Source organism: Actinomadura rubrobrunea NBRC 15275 (assembly GCF_001552235.1).
Lineage (GTDB): Bacteria > Actinomycetota > Actinomycetes > Streptosporangiales > Streptosporangiaceae > Spirillospora > Spirillospora viridilutea.
The window spans coordinates 16,384-36,597 of record NZ_BCQU01000043.1 but is presented as its reverse complement, the minus strand read 5'-3'; the positions used below and the strand labels follow the sequence as shown (position 1 = coordinate 36,597).

General features: G+C 72.3%; 17 protein-coding genes and 1 riboswitch. Of the genes, 6 read left to right on the top strand and 11 right to left on the bottom strand.

Annotated features, from left to right (window positions below):
- Positions 1-62: 62 nt before the first annotated feature.
- From qcrB to ctaE, 4 genes are read right to left on the bottom strand one after another with little or no spacing between them, the layout of a single operon-like run.
- Entirely contained in the window at positions 63-1,721 is a 1,659-nt protein-coding gene (gene qcrB, locus AR3_RS15255; protein ID WP_067914741.1) for a cytochrome bc1 complex cytochrome b subunit, read from the bottom strand.
- The gene (gene qcrA, locus AR3_RS15250) at positions 1,718-2,830 is read right to left on the bottom strand and encodes a cytochrome bc1 complex Rieske iron-sulfur subunit (protein WP_067914740.1); all 1,113 of its coding nucleotides are present in this window, start codon (positions 2,828-2,830) and stop codon (positions 1,718-1,720) included. The genes qcrB and qcrA overlap by 4 nt, the downstream gene beginning before the upstream one ends.
- Positions 2,827-3,738, bottom strand: a complete 912-nt coding sequence (gene qcrC / locus AR3_RS15245; protein WP_067914738.1) for a cytochrome bc1 complex diheme cytochrome c subunit — start codon at positions 3,736-3,738, stop codon at positions 2,827-2,829. The genes qcrA and qcrC overlap by 4 nt, the downstream gene beginning before the upstream one ends.
- Before the next feature lie 46 nt (positions 3,739-3,784).
- A complete protein-coding gene (gene ctaE, locus AR3_RS15240) occupies positions 3,785-4,444 on the bottom strand; it encodes an aa3-type cytochrome oxidase subunit III (protein WP_067914735.1) in 660 nt (219 codons plus the stop codon).
- 227 nt (positions 4,445-4,671) lie between these two features.
- Between ctaE and AR3_RS15235 the strand changes: the two genes are divergently transcribed.
- Both AR3_RS15235 and trpD read left to right on the top strand, forming a co-directional pair.
- A complete protein-coding gene (locus AR3_RS15235; RefSeq protein WP_067914733.1) occupies positions 4,672-5,094 on the top strand; it encodes a type 2 periplasmic-binding domain-containing protein in 423 nt (140 codons plus the stop codon).
- 77 nt (positions 5,095-5,171) lie between these two features.
- Complete coding sequence (gene trpD / locus AR3_RS15230; protein WP_067914732.1) at positions 5,172-6,221, top strand: anthranilate phosphoribosyltransferase; 1,050 nt, start codon at positions 5,172-5,174, stop codon at positions 6,219-6,221.
- Between the two features lie 87 nt (positions 6,222-6,308).
- Here the strand turns inward: trpD and AR3_RS15225 are convergent, their stop codons facing one another.
- From AR3_RS15225 to AR3_RS15215, 3 genes are all read right to left on the bottom strand, one after another.
- On the bottom strand, positions 6,309-6,596 hold the full coding sequence (locus AR3_RS15225; RefSeq protein WP_067914729.1) for an Lrp/AsnC family transcriptional regulator: 288 nt from the start codon (positions 6,594-6,596) through the stop codon (positions 6,309-6,311).
- An 80-nt stretch (positions 6,597-6,676) separates the two neighbouring features.
- Positions 6,677-7,423, bottom strand: coding sequence for a rhomboid family intramembrane serine protease (locus AR3_RS15220; RefSeq protein WP_067914727.1), 747 nt, complete (start codon positions 7,421-7,423; stop codon positions 6,677-6,679).
- 70 nt (positions 7,424-7,493) lie between these two features.
- Positions 7,494-9,272, bottom strand: coding sequence for a DEDD exonuclease domain-containing protein (locus AR3_RS15215; RefSeq protein ID WP_067914725.1), 1,779 nt, complete (start codon positions 9,270-9,272; stop codon positions 7,494-7,496).
- 321 nt (positions 9,273-9,593) lie between these two features.
- Here AR3_RS15215 and AR3_RS15210 point away from each other — a divergent pair, with 321 nt between their 5' ends.
- The 4 genes from AR3_RS15210 to AR3_RS15195 all read left to right on the top strand — a co-directional run bounded on the left by AR3_RS15210 (position 9,594) and on the right by AR3_RS15195 (position 15,674).
- Positions 9,594-10,859, top strand: coding sequence for an NYN domain-containing protein (locus tag AR3_RS15210; RefSeq protein ID WP_227023015.1), 1,266 nt, complete (start codon positions 9,594-9,596; stop codon positions 10,857-10,859).
- 221 nt (positions 10,860-11,080) lie between these two features.
- Positions 11,081-12,058, top strand: a complete 978-nt coding sequence (locus tag AR3_RS15205) for a C40 family peptidase (RefSeq protein WP_227023016.1) — start codon at positions 11,081-11,083, stop codon at positions 12,056-12,058.
- Positions 12,059-12,457: 399 nt separating this feature from the next.
- Positions 12,458-12,657, top strand: a riboswitch (cyclic di-AMP (ydaO/yuaA leader).
- A gap of 259 nt (positions 12,658-12,916) precedes the next feature.
- Complete coding sequence (locus tag AR3_RS15200; protein WP_106258353.1) at positions 12,917-14,200, top strand: hypothetical protein; 1,284 nt, start codon at positions 12,917-12,919, stop codon at positions 14,198-14,200.
- Between the two features lie 37 nt (positions 14,201-14,237).
- Positions 14,238-15,674, top strand: coding sequence for a M48 family metallopeptidase (locus AR3_RS15195; protein ID WP_227023017.1), 1,437 nt, complete (start codon positions 14,238-14,240; stop codon positions 15,672-15,674).
- Here AR3_RS15195 and AR3_RS15190 read toward each other — a convergent pair.
- The 4 genes from AR3_RS15190 to ctaC all read right to left on the bottom strand — a co-directional run bounded on the left by AR3_RS15190 (position 15,661) and on the right by ctaC (position 20,106).
- On the bottom strand, positions 15,661-17,025 hold the full coding sequence (locus AR3_RS15190; protein WP_227023018.1) for a L,D-transpeptidase: 1,365 nt from the start codon (positions 17,023-17,025) through the stop codon (positions 15,661-15,663). The genes AR3_RS15195 and AR3_RS15190 overlap by 14 nt on opposite strands.
- A 205-nt stretch (positions 17,026-17,230) precedes the next feature.
- Positions 17,231-17,641: a cytochrome c oxidase subunit 4 gene (locus AR3_RS15185; protein ID WP_067914724.1), complete on the bottom strand. Its 411-nt coding sequence runs from the start codon at positions 17,639-17,641 to the stop codon at positions 17,231-17,233.
- 6 nt (positions 17,642-17,647) lie between these two features.
- Complete coding sequence (gene ctaD, locus AR3_RS15180; RefSeq protein ID WP_067914722.1) at positions 17,648-19,312, bottom strand: aa3-type cytochrome oxidase subunit I; 1,665 nt, start codon at positions 19,310-19,312, stop codon at positions 17,648-17,650.
- Positions 19,309-20,106, bottom strand: coding sequence for an aa3-type cytochrome oxidase subunit II (gene ctaC / locus AR3_RS15175; RefSeq protein WP_067914720.1), 798 nt, complete (start codon positions 20,104-20,106; stop codon positions 19,309-19,311). The genes ctaD and ctaC overlap by 4 nt, the downstream gene beginning before the upstream one ends.
- Positions 20,107-20,214 lie beyond the last annotated feature (108 nt).

Sequence of the window (20,214 nt, the reverse complement as noted above, 5' to 3'; positions counted from 1 at the left end):
GCACGAGGGCCCGCCACCGTGTGCGCGGTGACGGGCCCTCGTCTCAGACGATGCGGGGAATGCTAGCGGCTGAGCTCCTTCTGCTCGGCGCCGGCGCGCTCCCCTTCCTCGACCTCGTGGTGCTCGCCGTGGTGGCCCCGGTCCTCGACGGGGATGTCGTCGAGGGTCCAGCCACGGTTGAGGCGCGAGCGCAGGAAGCCCATCGGGCCCTTGGTGCCCGGCGCCGGGATGCCGCTGCCGTCCACCGCGGGCGCCTCGGGCTTGGCGTTCTCCTTGCTCAGGATGACCGCCTTCTCCTCCTCGCGGACCGGCACGTGCCGCTCGCTGAACTTGCCCTCGGGCGACATGACGATGATGCCGCTCTCCACGCCGTGGTCGATCACCGCCGCGTCCCGGCGCTGCAGGCCCAGGCAGATCCGCTTGGTGACGATGTACGCCAGGATCGGCCCGGCGAAGATCGCGACCCGGAAGAACCACGTGGTCTTGAACAGCTCGACGTGGAACTTGTCGGCGAGCACGTCGTTGGCGCCCGCCAGCCACAGCAGCCCGTAGAAGGTGACGGCCGCCACGCCCACGCCGGTGCGGACCGGGGCGTTGCGCGGACGCTCCACGACGTGGTGGCTGCGGTTGTCGCCCGTCACCCACCGCTCGAGGAACGGCCAGGCCGCCGCGCCGCCGAAGACGATGCCCAGCGGCAGCGTCGCGGGGATCAGCACGTTCAGGCTGAGCGTGTGCCCCCAGGCGGTGATCTCCCAGTTGGGCATGATGCGCAGCGCGCCCTCGAGCACGCCCATGTAGAAGTCGGGCTGCGAACCCGCCGAGATGGCGCCCGGGTCGTACGGCCCGTACAGCCAGATCGGGTTGATCTGGGTGACCGTGGACAGCAGCGCCGTCACCCCGAAGGTGAACATGAAGAAGGCGCCCGTCTTGGCCATGAACACCGGGTAGAAGGGGTAGCCGTAGACCTGCTTCTCGGACTGGTTGCGGCTCGGCATCGCGGTGTGCTTCTGATGCCACATGATCATCATGTGCGCGGTGACCAGCGCCAGGATGACCCCCGGGATCAGCAGCACGTGCAGGGTGAACAGGCGCGGGATGAGGTCCCCGTGGTTGCCCTCGGGGAACTCGCCGCCGAACAGGAACATGTACCCGTAGGTCCCGACGAGCGGGACCGCCTCCAGCACGCCCTGCGTGATCCGCAGACCGGTGCCCGACAGCAGGTCGTCGGGCAGCGAGTAGCCGAACAGGCCCTCCACCATGCCCAGCGTGAACAGGACGATGCCGATCAGCCAGTTCAGCTCGCGCGGCTTGCGGTAGGCGCCGGTGAAGAACACCCGCAGCATGTGCGCCATGATCGCCGCCATGAACAGGACGGCGGCCCAGTGGTGGATCTGCCGCATGAGCAGACCGCCGCGCACGTCGAAGCTGATGTGCAGCGCCGAGGCGTACGCCTCGGACATCTTCACGCCGTTGAGCTTGGTGTACGACCCCTCGTAGATCACCTCATGCATGCTCGGCTTGAACCACAGCGTGAGGAACGTGCCGGTCAGCAGGAGGATGACGAACGAGTACAGGGCGATCTCGCCCAGCATGAACGACCAGTGGTCGGGGAACGCCTTGCGCGCGTTGCGCTTGAAGAAGTTGGTGGACCCCAGACGGTCGTCGAGGAAGTTCAGCGATCCCTCGACCGCCTTCGGCGCGGCCGGTGCGGTCTGGCTCATCCGCGCTCCCAGAAGCTCGGCCCGATCGGCTCGGGGAAGTCGCCGGTGGCCACCAGGTAGCCGTCCTCCTCGGCCAGCGGCAGCTGCGGCAGCGGCCGCGCCGCCGGGCCGAAGACGACCTTCGCCGCGTCGGTGGCGTCGAAGGTGGACTGGTGGCACGGGCACAGGATGTGGTGGGTGGTCTGCTCGTACAGCGCCGCCGGGCAGCCCACGTGCGTGCAGATCTTCGAGTACGCCACGATCCCGTTGACGTCCCACCCGCGGGCCCGCATGCGCGGCGACATCTTGTCCGGCGGGACGTTGATCAGGATCGTGACCGCCTTGGCGATCTCGTTGAGCGGGTGCTCGGAGTGCTCCTCGATCCCCTCCGGAACCACGGTGATCATGCCTCCGGGGGTGGCGAAGTCGCTGACCTTCAGCGGCTTGTTGGTGCCGTCCACCACCAGGCGCACGCCCTTCTTGCCCTGCGCCTTGGCCCTGCGGACGGCCTCGCCCCAGTAGGTGTGCCGCAGCCGCTTCTCCGGCAGCGGACCGAGGTCGCGCAGCAGCACCAGCGGCGCAAGGCCCAGCGGGGCGGCGGCCAGCAGGAGCGTGCGCCGCAGCAGCGGCCGCTTGGTGATGCCGCTCTCCTGGGCGCCCTCGAGGAACGTCTTGGCGAACGACTCGCGGGTGGCGTCGTCGGCGCGCAGCTCGTGCCGCTCCTGCACGACCGGCTGGCTGGTCATCAGCCGGCGCACCCAGATGGTGATGCCGACGGCCATGGCCAGGAACGCCAGCGTCATCGTGCCGCCGAGCCACAGGTTGGACTCGCGGGCCCGCTCGATGCCGTGCATGCCGCCGTCGCGGCCGCTCCACCCGATGTAGTAGGCGATGAACGCCACGCTGGCGGCGAAGGCGAGCACGAAGAGCGAGGCCACCACGCGCTCGGCGCGCTTGGCCGCCTGCTCGTCGAGCTCCTCGCCGGCGCCCTCGGGGGCGGCGGTGTCGCCCTCCGGCAGCAGGCGCCGCTCGGCGGCGGGGGACGGCGTGCCGACCACCCGTCCGGGCGCGCCGCCCTCCTCCCGCGGCTGCTGCTCGCCGCCGGTGCTGTGGTCCTTGTTGTCGCTCATGACTTCTTCAGCTTCTTCGGCTTCTTCGCGGTGATCCACATCGCCGCCAGGACGAGCAGGCCGAGGCCGATCAGCCAGCCCGCCAGGCCCTCGGAGACCGGGCCGATGCGGCCCAGGCCGTTACCGCCGGGGTTGGGCTCCTCGCGGGTCTTCACCAGGTAGGCGATGATGTCCCGCTTGTTCTCGGGCGTCAGGGTGGTGTCGTTGAACACCGGCATCGCCTGCGGGCCGGTCAGCATGGCCTCGTAGATCTGGGTCGGCGTCACATCGTCGCTGTCCAGCGGCGGGGCGTACTTGCCGCCGGTCAGCGCACCGCCCGAGCCCACGAAGTTGTGGCACTGGGCGCAGTTGGTCCGGAACAGCTTGCCGCCGACCGCCGCGTCGCCCTTGTCCGGGTCCACCTGGTCGGCGGTCGGCACGGCGGGGCCGCCGCCCAGCGAGGCGATGTAGGCGCGCAGGTCGGCCAGGTTCTTCTCGGCCTGGGCCTTCTTCTTCTCGGCCGCCTCGCGCTGCTCCGGGTCGTGGTAGTCGGTCTTGATGTTGACGTCGAACTCGGGGATCGGCCGTTTGCGCGGCATCTGCGCGCCCGGGTTCATCGCCGGCATGCGGCCCGTGCTGACCTGGAAGTCGACCGAGGCCGCACCGACCCCCAGCAGGCTCGGCGCGAGCGGCTTTCCGTTGGCGTCCTTGGTGCCCTCGGCGTTCTGGCCGTGGCAGCTGGCGCAGTTCTTGTTGTACAGCTGCCGGCCGTTCTCGAGATCCTCTTGTGCCTGGGCGATGCCGGCCGCCTCGGCGCGGCCGTTCTGCGGCGTGAAGCCGGCATAGATGGCGCCGATCGCCGCCAGGGCCGCCAGGACGACGGCGTAACCCGCCCATGGGCGCCGTCGCCATGCGGTGAACCTTTTCACGGAAATCCCCGTTCGGGTCATGGTCGTCGGTACGAGGGTCAGATCGTCAGATGTCGAGCAGGTAGATCGCGCCGAACAGGCCGATCCACACCACGTCGACGAAGTGCCAGTAGTACGAGACCACGATCGCGCTCGTCGCCTGCTCGTGGGTCCAGCGCTTCGCAGCGTAGGTGCGGCCCAGCACGAAGAGGAACGCGATCAGCCCGCCCGTCACGTGCAGGCCGTGGAAGCCGGTGGTCATGTAGAAGACCGACCCGTACGCCGAGGAGGACAGGGTCAGGCCGTCCTTGGTGACCAGCTGGTAGTACTCGTAGCACTGGCCGGCCACGAAGTACGCGCCCATCAGGAACGACAGGACGTACCACTCGCGCAGGCCCCAGCCGCGCACGTTGAGCAGGCCGCCGGAGCGGCCCACCTTGCCGGCCTCGGCCTTGAACACGCCCATCTGGCAGGTCACGGACGAGAGCACCAGGATCGTGGTGTTCACCGCCGACAGCGGCAGGTCGAGCTCGGCGCCCGGCCACGCGTCGTGCCCCTCCTGGCCGATCGTCACGGAGCGGATCGTGAAGAACATCGCGAACAGAGCCGCGAAGAACATCAGCTCGGACGACAGCCAGACGATCGTCCCCACGCTGACAAGGTTGGGACGGTTCGCCCGAGCGTGAGGTGTTGTATCTATCGCGGTTGCTGTTGCCACGGGCGACATTATTACGTCACCCCTCCCCCGACCCGTGCATGACCCCCCATCTGCGGCTCATGAAGGTGTTCACACGGCGGCTCGACAGCGCCGCCGTGCGCAGGTGAGCACAACGTCCGGAACGCCTGTGCGCGGGGGCGTTCGCGGCCCTTCGCGGCCGTCGGATCTGGGCCGCCGCGCGCGCGTGCGGGCGCTGCCTCGCTCCCCGGCGCGCGGAACGGGTAGCCTTCTCTCCCATGAGCACCGCGCCGGAGCGCCCGATGAAGGTTCTCGTCTACAGCGACGACGCCGACACCCGGGCCCAGATCAAGATGGCGATCGGCCGCCGTCCCGCCGCCGACCTGCCGAAGGTGGAGTTCGTCGAGATCGCCACCCAGCCCGCGGTGGTGGAGCGGTTGGACCGCGGCGACATCGACGTCATGGTGGTCGACGCCGAGGCGCAGCCCGCCGGGGGCCTCGGGGTCTGCCGGCAGGCCAAGGACGAGGTCTACGACTGCCCGCCGGTGCTCGCGATCATCGCCCGGCGCGACGACGGCTGGCTGGCGACCTGGTCGCGGGCCGACGCCGTGGTCAGCCTGCCGCTGGACCCGATGGCGGTGGCGCGCGCCGTGGCCGACCTGATGCGCCGGCGCGTCGGCGACCGCCTCCCGGCCGTCTAGCCGCCGCGGGCGCACCGTGCCCGGCCGCCCCGCGGCCGGGGTGCCCTTGTCCGATCGACCCTGTCCGGGGGAACACCATGGATGCGCGCAGGACCTGGTCGGCGCTGCTGGGCGCCCTGCTCGACGGCGAGTCGCTGTCCAGCGAGGAGGCCGCCTGGGCCATGCGGCAGATCATGGCCGGGGAGGCGACCGAGGCGCAGATCGCCGGGTTCGCCGTGGCCATGCGCGCCAAGGGCGAGACGGTCGCGGAGGTCGCGGGCCTGGCCCGGGGCATGCTCGACAACGCCACCCCGATCGAGGTCCCCGGGCGGATCGCCGACCTGGTCGGCACCGGGGGCGACCGCGCGCACACCGTGAACATCTCCACGATGGCGGCGGTGGTGGCGGCCGCGGCGGGCGTGCGGGTGGTCAAGCACGGCAACCGCGCGGCCTCGTCGTCGTGCGGCGCGGCCGACCTGCTGGAGGCGCTCGGCGTCGCCATCGACCTGCCGCCGGAGCGGACCGTGCGCGTCGCCGAGGAGCTGGGCATCGCGTTCTGCTTCGCGCCGCTGTACCACCCGGCGTTCAAGTACACCGCCAAGCCCCGCCGCGAGCTGGGCACGCCGACGGTGTTCAACTTCCTGGGGCCGCTGACCAATCCGGCCCGTCCCACCTGCCAGGCGGTGGGCGTCTTCCACCCGCGCATGGCGGGGGTGATGGCCGGGGTGTTCGCCGAGCGCGGCTGCTCGTCGCTGGTGTTCCGCGGGGACGACGGGCTGGACGAGCTGACCACCACGGGCACCTCCACCGTCTGGGTGGTGCGCGACGGCACGGCCACGGAGACCACGTTCGACCCGGCCGACCTGGGCATCCCCCGCGCCAAGCCGGAGGAGCTGCGCGGCGCCGACGCCGCCTACAACGCGGGCGTGGCCCGCGCCGTGTTCGCCGGGGAGCGCGGCCCGGTGCGCGACATGGTGCTGCTGAACGCGGCCGCGCTGATCGTGGCGTACGACGGCGTCCCGGCGGCCGACGGGCTCACCGCCGCCCTGGGCGAGGCGCAGTCGCGCGCCGCCGAGGCGGTCGACTCCGGCGCCGCCGCCTCGCTCCTCGAGCGCTGGGTCGCCCTGTCGCAGTCCCTGAAGAACTGAGCCCTGACGTTCCGACCCTCCGGGGACGCCCTTCGCCCCGGTGCGATCGCGTCGCCCCGGGGCGGGCGCCTTCCGCGTCCTGTCCGGTCAGTCGGCGTCCGGGAGGCCGAGGGAGAAGGCGGCCTCCAGGTCGTGCTGGGAGTAGGTGCGGAAGGCGATGTGGGTCTCGGTGTCGAGGATGCCGGGCACCTTGTTGAGACGGCCCGGGATGACGTCGTTCAGTTCCTCGTGGCGGCGCACCCGCACCATGGCGACCAGGTCGTACTCCCCGGTGACGGAGTAGACCTCGCTGACGTTGTCCAGGGCGGCGACCGCCTCGGCCACCTCGTGGATGCGCGCCACGTCGGTCTTGACGAACACGATGGCGGTGACCACCGCTACCTCCCCAGCCTCTGTCTGCGTCACTGCCGGCCGCCCCGACCGCCCGTGGGGCCGCCTCACACACCCGGACGACTCTACCCGCGGCTCAGCGCGGCGATCTTGCGGGCCGGGCCCGCGCGCCGGGCCAGCAGCGCGAACAGCATGCCCGCCGCGAATCCGTAGATGTGGGCGGTGTAGGCGACGTTGCTGTCGTCGTCGCCCGTCGACAGCCACTGCACGACGAACCAATAGCCCAGCACCGTCCACACCGGCAGGCGGATCACGACGGGCATGAGCAGGCTGACGATGCGGCCGCGCGGGTTGAGCACCAGGTAGGCGCCCAGCACGCCGGCGATCGCCCCGGACGCGCCGATCAGCGGCGTTCCGGCGTCGGCGGCGGTGTAGGCGTACCCGTACACCGCGACCAGGCCGAAGGCCAGGTAGGCGAGCAGGTAGCGCAGGCGGCCCAGGCGGTCCTCCACGCCCTGGCCGACGACGAACAGCGCCACCAGGTTGCCGATCAGGTGCAGCGCGCCCGAGTGCAGGAACATCGAGGTGAACGCCGACAGCCACGGGGTCTTGTCGTAGTCGACCGGTCCGCAGCGGCGGACGACGTCCTCCGGCGGCGGCTGCCGCCGCCCGGTGGTCAGCTCCGCGGGGACGGCGCCGTGCTCCAGGACGAACTCGGCCGCCCGGCATTCGCGCGCCCGGCCCTCCCCGTACCAGGTGGCGAAGTTGGCCATGGGGGTCAGCAGGTACACCACGACGTTGACCGCCACCAGCGCGTAGGTGATCCACGGCACCCGCCGGGTCGGCTGGCTGTCGTACAACGGCAGGGCCATGCGCGAGGGGCTTCCTTCCGGGGACTCTGATCGCCGGGGTCGCCCGCAACCCTAGCGGGGCGAGGCGGGCTCAGCGCAGCGGCCGCCCGGCCCCGCGGTCTTCGGGGTCGGGCGTCACGTAGGCGGCCTCGATCCAGCCGCGCAGCCGCTCGGCGCCGTGGACCGGGCAGCTCCACTCCCCTTGCACGTCGGCCAGGCGGGCGCCGGGCGAGTCGAGCCAGCGCAGCACGCACTCCATCTCCTCGGCGCCGGCCGCGCCCGCCGGGCCGGGCCCCGGGAGGACCGTCTCGGCGGTGGCGACGAGGGCGTCCAGGTAGGGGCGGGGATGGGCGTTCGGCGGGACCGTCCCGGCCGCGGCCAGCCTGCCGTACCGCACGACGGCCAGTTCCCAGCCGCCGTCGAACGCGGGGCGCGCGCCCACCAGCTGGGAGCAGCGGGCCAGCGCGGCGAGGCGCTGGCTGCGCGCCGCGGCGCGCACGAACGCCGCCAGCCGGTCGCGCTGCGCGGCGGCCTCCTCGTACCGCAGCTCGGCGGCGAGCCGGTCGATGCGCGCCTGCGCCGCGGCCACCACGGGCCGCACGTCCCCCGCCATGATCGAGCGGACGGCGGCCGCGTGCCCGGCGTAGGCGTCCGCGCTCTGGCGGCCGGCGCAGGGGGCGCCGCAGCGGCCGATCTCGGCGAGCACGCAGGTGCGGGCCCGTCCCGCCGCGATGAGCCGGGGCGTCAGCCGCTGGGTGCACTGGCGCAGCGGCACGGCCTCGTGCAGCGCGGCGCGCGCCTCCTCGGCCTGCCGCCGCGACGCCATGGGCCCCAGGTACGCGGCGCCGTCGTCGCGGCACTCGCGCACGATCGAAAGGCGCGGGAACGGCTCGACGGTGAGCTTCAGCCACAGCGACCGTTCGGGGAACTTGGAGCGGCGGTTGTAGCGCGGCTTGTGCTCGGCGATGAGCCGCAGCTCGCGCACCTCGGCCTCCAGGGCGGTGGCGCACACGATCGTGCGGACGCGTTCGGCGAGTCCCACCATCTCTCGTATCCGCAGCCGGGTCTCCGAGCCGGTGAAGTAGCTGCGCACGCGCGAGCGCAGGTCGCTGCTCTTGCCGACGTACAGCACCTCGCCGCGGGCGTCCTCGAACATGTAGACGCCGGGGGCGCTGGGCACGTCGTCGGCGAGGTGGCGCTTGCGGCGCTGCTCGGGAGTGGGGGCCTTGGCGAAGCCGCGCAGCTCCTCGAGCGAGTGCACGCCGAACGAGCCGAGCCGTTCGATGAGGCCGTGCAGCACGTCGACGGTGGCGCGGGCGTCGGCCAGCGCGCGGTGGCGGGGCGCGGAGCCGGTGCGGAAGAACCGCGCGAGGGTGTCGAGCTTGCAGTTGGGGACCTCGTCGCGGGTCAGCACGCGGCGCGCCAGGTCCACGGTGTCGATGACGGTGAAGCCCGGCCAGGCGTAGCCGTGGGCGGCGCAGGCGGCCTTGAGGAAGGAGACGTCGAAGCCGGCGTTGTGCGCGACCAGCACGGCGCCCCGGGCGAACTCCAGGAAGGCCGGGAGCACCGCCTCGATGCGCGGCGCCGCGGTCACCATGGCCTGGGTGATGCCGGTGAGCGCGGTGATGAACGGCGGGATCGGGCCGCCCGGGTCGACCAGCGTGCCGAACTCCCCCAGCGGCTCGCCGCCGCGGACCTTCACCGCGCCGATCTCGGTGATGGCCGAGTCGGCGGGCGAGCCCCCGGTGGTCTCCAGGTCGACCACGACGAAGGTGACCTCGGAGAGGGGCGTGCCGAGGTCGTCGAGGGTGCCCTGGACGCCGTGGGACGGGACGGTTCCGCCGCGGGAAGCGGAGGGCACTGCAGTCATGTGGGCGACCGTAGAGGACGCCACCGACAGTGCGGGTCCCGCTAGTGTGGACTGTGCCGGACCGTGCCATGTGCGGCCGTCGGCCCTCGGGGGGCGGGCGCGGGATCCGGCGCCCCTTGCCCGGTGATGGACGTCCCCCTGGCTCACCGGAATGCAAGGGGGTCGGGGGATCGCGCGTTCGCGCTGGTTAGGGCGCGACACGCCCGGGAACAGACAGCGCACCGGGGGTCATTTCGGCCTGGGAGGAGCAGGACCATCGACAGCGGCCCGGATCCGGACGAACGGCTCGCCCGTCCCCTCCCCGGGGCGGTCCGGCAGCACGTGGTCGAGGCCGCCGCGGAACTGATCGGTGCCCTCCCGCCCGACGAGGTGCCCGCCCCGCTGCGTCCGTTCGCCCGTTTCGAGCGGCGCAAGCGCGCCAAGTTCGCCGCGCAGCACATCGCGGCGCTGCTGGAGAAGGACGACGCGTTCCGCCGCCGGGTGGCCGAGCCGTTGCGGGCCGGGCAGGCGGAGCTGGCCGACGCGCTCGAGGCGGGGCAGGTGCCGCCCGCCGCCGACCCCGCCCGGGTGGCGGCGCTGGCGTACCTGCTGCGCCCGCGGGGCTGGACCCGGCAGGTGGAGGCGGCGTGCGCCGAGCTGGAACGGTCGGCGCACGCCCACGAGGAGGCCGCGGCCGAGCGCCGCATCGCCGAGCTGCGCGAGGAGCTGGCGGCCCTGCGGGCCGCGCGGGCGGCCGAGGCGGACAGGCTGCGCGCCGAGCTGCGCGAGGCCAAGGCCGAGATCGCCGACCTGCGCCGCAAGCTGCACGAGGCGCGCGCGAAGGCCCGGGCGGCGCGCGAGCAGGCCGACGCGGCGGCGGCCGCGGCCGAGCGGCGGCTGGCGGAGGCGATGGAGGCGGCGGCGGCCGACTCCAAGGAGCTGCGGCGGCTGCGCGCCCGGCTGGGGCAGGCCGAGGCCAACGCCGAGGCGGCCCGTCGCGCGGCGCGGGAGGGCCGCAACATCGACGACGTGCGGCTGCGCATGCTGCTGGACGCGCTCGTGGACGCCGCCCAGGGGGTGCGGCGGGAGCTGGCGCTGCCGTCCACGATCGGCCGCCCGGCCGACGCGGTCGGCGCGGTGACGCCGGACCAGCAGGCGTTGCGCGCGCTGCCCGGCCGGTCGCTGTCGGACGACGACCCCCAGCTGCTCGACCGGCTGCTGACGCTGCCGCAGGTGCACCTGATCGTGGACGGCTACAACGTCACCAAGACCGGGTACGGGGAGCTGCCGCTGGCCGACCAGCGCACCCGGCTGCTGTCGGGCCTGGGCGGCCTGGCCGCGCAGACCCGCGCCGAGGTCACCTGCGTGTTCGACGGCGCCGACCTGGACGCCCCCGTGGCGGTCACCGCGCCGCGCGGGGTGCGGGTGCTGTTCAGCCGCCCCGGGCAGACCGCCGACGAGCTGATCGGCGAGCTGGTGCGCGCCGAGCCGTCGGGCCGGGCGGTCGTCGTGGTGTCGTCCGACCGCGAGGTGGCCGACGCCGCCCGCCGCATCGGCGCCCGTCCCGCCCCCTCCACCCTCCTGCTGCGCCGCCTCGGCCGCTCGTGACCCCGCGGGCGCGGGCCGGGCCCGGTGCGTCTGGTGATCATCTGTGCGCGGACAGGTGAAACAAGACGCGCAATAGTAACGAATCGGTTGTGACTGGTGTGACCCCTCGCTAGTGTCGTCGGCTGACGTCATGGACGAGAGGGGCATAACCGACCGTGACCAATGATCTGACCGGGGGCTCCGCAGCGGACCCGCGAGGCCCGCGGAGTCCTTTCGGGGGCTTGCTCGCCCCCCGGCGCCTGGCGGCGACCGCCTGCCTCACCCTGGCGGCGTCCCTCGCGGTGCCCGTGACGGCGGCGCACGCCGAGCCGACGCCCAGCGCGTCCGACGCCCGCAAGAAGCTCATCAAGCTCAACGAGCAGGTCGAGCAGCTGGTCGAGAAGTACAACCAGGTCGGCGAGGAGCTGAAGATCGCCAAGCGCAAGCTCCAGGCGACCAAGCGGGCCGGCGCGGAAGAGCAGAAGACCTTCAACGAGCTGCGCCGCCGGATCGCCGAGATGGCGGCCGCCGCCTACAAGAACGGCGAGACCGGCGACGTCGTGGGCTTCGCCGCCGCGGACGACCCGCAGAAGATCCTCGACCAGACCGCGATCTTCGCGCACCTGTCGCGCAACCGCAGCTCCGAGCTGGAGCAGTTCCTGGCCTCGACGCAGCGGCTGCGCCGCGAGCAGGCCCAGGCCCAGCAGGCCTACGACGAGGTCGCCAAGAAGGCCAAGGAGCTGCGCGAGAAGAAGGCCGAGGTCGAAAAGTCGATCGCGCAGCAGAAGAAGCTGCTGCGTCAGCTGGGCGAGCGGGACGCCGCGCCCGGCGAGGGCGCCGGCGCCACCTACAACGGCCCGGCGAGCGGCTCGGCCCGGGTCGCCATCCAGTTCGCCTACGCGCAGCTGGGCAAGCCGTACCAGTACGGCGCCGAAGGGCCCAACTCCTACGACTGCTCGGGCCTGACGATGCGCGCCTGGGGCGCGGCCGGGGTGAACCTGCCGCGCGTCACCAACAGCCAGTACGCCGCCACCCGCCGGGTGTCCTTCGACGCCCTGCAGCCCGGTGACCTGGTGTTCTTCAACAACCTGGGGCACGTGGGGCTGTACATCGGCGGCGGCAAGATGATCCACGCGCCGCGCACCGGCAAGAACGTGGAGATCGTCTCGATCACGTCCGGCTACTACCGGACCAACTTCTACGGCGCCGGCCGGGTCTGAGGAGTCCGCGCTCCCCTCGCCCTCCGGCACGATCACGACTGCGGTCCAGGTCAGACGCGTTCTGACCTGGACCGTAGATCTTTTTGCCGACTATTTGCCTCTTCGTCCGCCTTTGGTACTTTGTGACCGCTCACGGCGTCCACCAGGCGCCGTGCCAGCGCCGACGTCCCGGGATGTCATCCCGCGGCACCCGCCAGGTGCCGCGCCCCCGCTGCGGCACCCGGTGCCGCGTCGCCCTGGCGGCATCCGCCAGATGCCGTCCTCCCGCCGGCTCGAGGCCGTACCGTGCGCACGCCTGCGGCGTGCATGGCGCCGCGAGCGCACTGGGAAGGTCTGCGGGACCGGCACGACGGGTCCGTCCCACGGGTCCCGTCCTCGTCACGAGTTCAGCCGAATACCGCCGCTTGGCCGCCGAGTCCGCCCCCGGCACGGGGGTGGAGCCGGGGAACCACCGAGCCGTTCGTCCCGCCGCTCGCGGGCGGCCGGCTCCGGGGTGAATCGGCGCCGCGCCTCGCACCCGGAGTCGAGGCCGTGCGCCGTAGGTCGACTTCCACGACCGAACCCGTCAGCTAACCCGGTAGGCGTATGGAAGGAGTGAGCGCCGACTGAGAACGCTGTCAACAGGCACGGACCGCCGCCCCGGTATCCCGGCGGTCTCCATCCTCGTTCGTTCGTCATCCACTGACCGATAGTGTGCTTCGACGCGGCCGCCCGAACGGGCGGCCGCGTTCGCGTACCCGGCGGCTCCCCACACGGCAGAACCCGCCTCGGGCTTCGCCTATTCCGAGGACGCCGAATCCTCCGAGGAGGACGAACCGGCCGCCGCCCGACCGGTGCGGCCCGCATAGGATCGCGCGCATGAACGACGACGGCCACGCCGAAGGGGACGGACCGCCGGTCCGCCGCATCCCGCGCCGCGCGGCCGTCACCGCGATCGCCGCCGCGTCGGCGGGGGGCGTGCTGGCGGGGCTCGGCCTGACCGCCGCCGGGTCCGACGCGTCCCGGCGCCCCGGGGCCTCGTCCGCACCGGCTCCCGCCGTGCCCGACCCCCGCGCGGTCGCGGCCGTCCTGGCCAACCGGACGCGCGCCGTGCGCGAACGCGACCGCGTCGCCTTCATGGCCACCGTCGCCGCCGCGCCCGCCGCCTACCGCGACGCCCAGGGCCGCATGTTCGACAACCTGCTGCGGCTGCCCCTGGCGTCCTGGAGCGAGACGCTGGTGCGCCTGGAGCCCGGATCGGCGGTGGCGCGCGTGCGCCTGAGCTACCGTCTGCGCGGCTTCGACGACGCCCCGGTGGTCCGGACCCGGTACATGGCGTTCGCGCCGCGCTCGGGCTCCTGGACGGTCGCGGGCGACGGCGCGGCGCGCGGCCTCCCCGACGAGGCCGACGTCTTCGACGGCGGCCCGCTGACCGTCGTCCGCGGCCGCCGCACCCTCGTGCTGGGCGACGGGCCGCGCCTGCACGAGATCGCCCGCCGCCTGGACGCGGCCGTGCCGGTCGTCTCCGGCGTCGTCGGCGACGGCTGGCGGCGCCGCACCGTCGCGGTGGCGCCCGCCGACCCCGGGCTGGCCGCCGCGCTCGCCGATCCGTCGGGCGCGGGCGCGCAGGGACTGGACCGGATCGCCGCCGTCGCCACCACGGCGCCCACCGCCGGGAAGGGCCGCGGCGCCGATCGCGTCGTCGTCTCCCCCGTCGCGTTCGCCCGCCTCAGCGCGCTGGGCCGCGACGTGGTGCTGACGCACGAGCTGACCCACGTGGCCACCGGCGGGGCGCGCGACGGCCGCACCCCGGTGTGGCTCATCGAAGGCCTGGCCGACTACGTCGGCTACCTGCGCGCCGACGTGAGCGTCCGGTCGGCCGCACGCGAACTGCGCGCCGAGGTCGCCGCCGGACGCCTGCCCGCCCGGCTCCCCGGCCCCGACGACTTCGCCGCCTCGGCGCCGCGGCTGCCGCAGGCCTACCAGGAGGCGTGGCTGGCCTGCCGGATGATCGCCGAGCGGTACGGTGAGGCCGCGCTGGTCCGGCTGTACCGCGCCGCGGGCCGCGGGCCGCTGGACGCCGCCCTGCGCGCGACGCTGGGCGTCGACCCGGCCCGCCTCACCGCGCTATGGCGCGACTATCTGCGCGAGACACTGGGTTGAGGACGATCGGGTTGCACGGCGGGGCGGAGGCGAGGCAGTGAGCAGCGAGCGCGGCGACGAGACGACGACGGCTCCGGGAGCGGAAGCCGCGGAGGCGGACGCCCCCCGGGTGAGCGCCGCACGGGCGAGCGGGCCGCCGCCGGATCGGCCGGAGCCGGCGGCCCCCCGGGGGCGCTCCAGGCCCCGGGTCGCCGCGGCGGTCGCGTCGGTCGTGCTGTTCGCCGCCGTCGGGGTCGTCCTGGCGGTCACCACACCGTGGACCCCGCTGCCCGGCCCGGTCCCCGGCGGTCGTGCCGCTCCCGACCCGTCCCTGGACTTCACCGCCGACCAGATCGAGCGGTCGCGGGCGTTCGACGCGGCGCTCGCCCCGCCCGCGTACGCGGGCCTGCTGGTCGGCCTCGCCGTCGTGCTCGTCCTGGGGCTGACGCCCCTGGGCTCGCGGTTCGTCGGCTGGGCCACCGCCCGGGTGCGGCGCCGTCCGCTGCGCGCGGCCGCGGCGGCGCTGCTGCTCACAGTGGTGGTGCGGCTGGCGGGGCTGCCGTTCGACGCGTGGAGCGAGACGGTGCTGCGCCGGTACGGGCTGTCCACTCAGTCGTGGTCGGCGTGGCTGACCGACCAGCTCAAGTCCCTCGGCGTCACCTGGGTGATCTGGACGGTGGCGCTCACGCTGCTGTACGCGCTGATGCGCCGCTTCCCCCGCTGGTGGTGGGCCGGGGCGGCGGCGGGCGGCTTCGTCCTGGTCGTCGCCGTGTCCTTCGTGTACCCGGTGGCGGTCGAGCCGCTGTTCAACCGGTTCCACTCCCTGCCCGACGGGCCGCTGCGCGCCGACCTGCTGGCGATGGCGCGGCGCGACGGCGTCCCGGTGGAGGACGTGCTGGTCGCCGACGCGTCGCGGCGCACCACCGCGCTCAACGCCTACGTCTCCGGGTTCGGGTCCACGCGCCGCATCGTCGTCTACGACACGCTGCTGAAGAGCACCCCGCGCGCCCGCATCGAGTCGATCGTCGCGCACGAGCTGGGGCACGCCGAGAACAACGACGTGCTCCACGGCACGCTCATCGGCGCGCTGGCCGTGTCCGGGGGAATCTGCCTCCTGTACGTGGTGCTGACCTCCCCCCGGGTGCGACGACGCGCCGGAGTCGACCGGAGCGGCATCGCGGACGCCCGTTCGGCGGCGCTCCTGCTGGCCTTGGTGACGGTGGCCGCGCAGGTCGGCGCCCCCGTGCAGAACCTGGTCAGCAGGCACATCGAGGCCCGCGCCGACGCGCACTCCCTCGACCTCACCCGCGACCCGTCGACCTTTGTCGGGATGCAGCGCGAGCTGTCGGTGCGCAACATCTCCGACCTGCGCCCGGACATCGTGGAGCACGTGCTGTGGCGGACGCATCCCGCCGCCCCCGAGCGCATCGCGATGGCCCGCGACTGGGCACGCAAGCACGGCGTCCCGGAGCCGCCGCCGCTCAGTCGCCGTTAGAGGCCCGGGTGCCGCCCCCGCCCGGGGCGGAGGTACGGTCGGCCTGGCTGGGCGCCTGCACGGACGTCTTCGCGGGGGTGCTGCCGTGCGGGCCCACCCACACCGACCGCTTCAGGGCGCTGCCCTTCACCCAGTCGTCCCACTTCATCTGCCAGTATCCCCACCCGTTGTCGGGCTTGAGCTCGCGCGAGCTGCCCGTCACCGTGACGGGGTCGCCCCGGTAGACGAAGTGGTAGAACCAGCGCGCGTCCTTCGGGCTGGCGTTGATGCATCCGTGGCTGACGTTCTCACGCCCCTGAGAGCCCACGGACCAGGGCGCGCTGTGCACGTACTCGCCGCTGTTGGAGATGCGGACGGCGTAGTAGACGGTCTGGCGGTAGTAGTCGGGGCAGCCGGGCCCGCAGCCCACCGTCGACGAGTCCATGATGACCGGGTTGCCCTTCTCCATGGTCAGGTGGACGCCGTTGGTGGTGGTGTACTTCTCGATGCCGCCGCGTCCCATGCTGATGGGCATGGTGCGCACCAGACGACCGTTGTTGTGCACCGTCATCCGGTACGTGTCCTCGTCGGCCCTGATGTCGTGCCGGTCGCCGATGCGGAAGGCGACGTCGAAGTTCCGCGTGCCGTACACCCCGTTGGCCGCGCGCACGCCACTCAGGTGCGCCAGCAACCGCACGTCGGTGTAGGACGGCCAGTAGGTCCTCGTGCGGAACACCACGCTCTGGTCGTCGAGCCAGTGCCAGGCGCCCTCCACCGGCCGGGACGAACGCAGCTCCAGCGCGCGCTCCACGGCCGCGCGGTCGGCCACCTCCCGCTCGAACCGCAGCACGATGGGCATGCCGACGCCCACGGTCTCCCCATTGTCGGGGGCGACGACGGCGGCGCCCAGCGTCCGTCCGGCCTTGGCCGTGCCGAAGTGGCTGACGACCGTGCGCGTCCTGCCGTCGCGGCCGAGCGCGGTGGCGACGACCGTGTAGTCGGTTCCCGGGTCGAGCGTCCAGCGGGAACGCCAGCGGTCGCGGTCGCCGTTGAGGACTCCCTCGACGGGCGTGCCCTTGGTCGTCACCGTGACGTTCTCGATGGTGCCGTTGCGGGCGCGCACGTCGATGGCGCTGTCGGGCCGCAGCAGGGCGGTGCCGTCCTGAGGGGTCACGGACAGGTGGACGGCGTCGCGCGGGTTCGGCCCGCGCTGGGCGTCGTCGCAGGCGGCCGAGCCGACCGCCACCACGGCCGCCGCTCCCATCAGCAGCGCCGTCGTCCGCCGCCGGCCGTCCCCCGCCGGGCCGGGCCGTCGCCGGACGGCCGCGACGGGACGTCCGCGGCCCTTCGCTCCCCAGATACCGACGCGCACCGTGACCCCCCGATCGCCGTGTCACTCTGGGCAAACATTTCTCACGAATCGTGCACGACGATCATTATGCGGAAAGCCGGGACCCGTCCGGTAGACGGATCCCGGCCCTCCACGGCTTTCTTTGCCGACCCCTGGAGCGATCGGCACGGCGCCATTGCGGGCGGCGGGCCGGGGATCGACCCCGCCGACCGCCGCCGCGTCCGCGTCAGTGCGAGAAGTGGCCCCGGTAGTACTCGAACACCAGGCCGATCGTGCTGAGCAGCGACGCGGCCAGCCCGGCGATCACCAGCCACCAGCCGAACACCAGGCCCAGCGCGACCGCCGCGGCCGACAGCGCCACGAACAGCGGCCACCAGCTGTGCGGGCTGAAGAAGCCCAGCTCGCCCGCGGCGTCGGCGATCTCACCCTCGGGGTCGTCCTCGTACAGCGGGCCGTTGTTGGCCTTCTCCAGCCGCCGGATCGTGAAGTGGATGTAGAACCCGACCAGGCCCGCGAGGCCGACGGACAGCGCCAGCGCGGTGGTGCCGGTCCAGTCCTTGGACCACAGCCAGTACACGATGTCGGTGACCAGGAAGAACACCGCGCATCCGTAGAACATGAACGCCTGTACGCGCATCGCCGGCTATCCCTTCGCCTCGGTGAGCTCGCGCTTGGCTCCGACGTGCGGGTGGTGCAGGTCGAACGCCGGACGCTCGGAGCGGATCCGGGGGATGGAGTTGAAGTTGTGCCGCGGCGGCGGGCACGAAGTCGCCCACTCCAGCGAGTTGCCGTAGCCCCACGGGTCGTCGACCTCGACCCGCTTGCCCTTCTTCCAGGTGATGTAGACGTTGTAGAAGAAGGGCAGCATCGACAGGCCGAGCAGCAGCGAGAAGGCGGTGGACACCTGGTTCAGGCCGGTGAACTCCTCGGCGTAGTCGGAGTACCGGCGCGGCATGCCCGCGGCGCCCAGCCAGTGCTGCACCAGGAAGGTGCCGTGGAAGCCGAAGAACAGCATCCAGAAGTGCACCTTGCCGAGCCGGTCGTTGAGCATCTTGCCGGTCCACTTCGGCCACCAGAAGTAGAACCCGGCGAACATCGCGAACACCACGGTGCCGAACACCACGTAGTGGAAGTGCGCCACCACGAAGTAGGAGTCGCTGAGTTGGAAGTCCATCGGCGGGGAGGCCAGGATGACGCCGGTCAGACCGCCGAACAGGAACGTCACCAGGAAGCCGATCGCCCACAGCATCGGCGACTCGAAGGTGAGCTGCCCCCGCCACATGGTGCCGACCCAGTTGAAGAACTTCACGCCGGTGGGCACCGCGATCATGAACGTCATGAACGAGAAGAACGGCAGCAGCACCTGGCCGGTGACGTACATGTGGTGCGCCCACACCGTCACCGACAGCCCCGCGATGGAGATGGTGGCGAACACCAGGCCGATGTAGCCGAAGATGGGCTTGCGGCTGAACACCGGCAGGATCTCCGTCACGATGCCGAAGAACGGCAGCGCGATGATGTAGACCTCCGGGTGCCCGAAGAACCAGAACAGGTGCTGCCACAGCAGCGTGCCGCCGTGCGCGGCGTCGAAGATGTGCGCGCCGAACTTGCGGTCGGCCTCCAGACCCAGCAGCGCGGCCGCCAGCGGCGGGAACGCCAGCAGGATCAGGATGGAGGTCAGCAGCACGTTCCAGGTGAAGATCGGCATCCGGAACATGGTCATGCCGGGCGCGCGCATGCACAGGATCGTGGTGATGAAGTTGACCGCGCCCATGATGGTGCCGAAGCCCGACATGGCCAGGCCCATCACCCACAGGTCACCGCCGATGCCCGGCGAGCGCACCGCGTCCGACAGCGGCACGTAGGCGAACCACCCGAAGCTGGCCGCGCCGCCCGGGGTGAGGAACCCCGACAGCGCGATCAGGCTGCCGAACAGGAACAGCCAGTACGCCAGCATGTTCATGCGCGGGAACGCCACGTCCGGCGACCCGATCTGCAGCGGCATGATGACGTTGGCGAACCCGGCGAACAGCGGGGTGGCGAACATGAGCAGCATCACCGTGCCGTGCATGGTGAACAGCTGGTTGAACTGCTCGTTGCTGACCACCTGCAGGCCCGGCTTGAACAGCTCCGCCCGCATCACCAGCGCCATGACGCCGCCGATGAGGAACATGAAGAACGAGGTGATCAGGTAGAGGTAGCCGATCACCTTGTGGTCGGTGCTGGACAGCCACGACGCGAGGATGCGCCCCTTGCTCGTGCGCGCGGCGGCGATCGGCGCGCTCGGTGCGTCACTGACGGTGGTCACTGCTTGGCTCCCTGAGCCGCCTTGGCCTTGGCCTGGGCGATGAACTTCTGGTACTGCTCGGGCGTGACGACCCGCAGCTGGAACAGCATCCGGCTGTGGTCGACGCCGCACAGCTCGGCGCACCGGCCCTCATAGGTGCCGGTCTTGGTGGCGGTGAACTCGAACTCGTTCACATAGCCCGGCATCACGTCCTTCTTGTACAGCATCGCCGGGACCCAGAACGAGTGGATGACGTCGTTCGAGTGCAGCCTGATGCGCACGCGCTCACCGGACGGGACGGTCAGCACCGGCTTGTTGTCGGAGTCCGGGGAGACCGGCACGCCGACCACGGAGGCGACGGTGCGCTCCTTGCCGGAGGCGTCCTTCTCCTTGTAGTCGAACTGCCAGCTCCACTGGAAGCCGATGACGTCGACCGTGACCGCCGGCGGCTTCTTGTTGTCGATCTTCTCGACGTAGTCCTGGTCGCGCGCCGTGAAGTAGAACAGCACGCCGATGATGACGAACGGGACCGCCGTGTAGAGGATCTCGATCGGCAGGTTGTAGCGCACCTGAGGCGGCAGGTCGTCCGAGCGCTTGCGGTGGAACAGCACCGCCCAAATGATCAGGCCCCAGACGACGCCGCCGACGGCGAACGCCGCGATCCAGGAGCCCTGCCACAGCGTGAGCATGCGCTCGGCCTGCTCGCTGATCGGTTCGGGCATGCCCAAGCGCTTCACCTCGCCACTGCAGGCGGTGGCGGTCAACGCCAGCAGGCCCAGGGCCCCTGCGCTTTTCAACGCGCGGCGCCCGCGCACAGGCGTACGCCGCTCCCTAGAGCGGGTCGGACTCACGGATTGCCTTCCCCACAGATGAAGCCCGGTCCTCCGGGCGGTCAGGTCGGTTGTCACACGTGCGAGGGACAG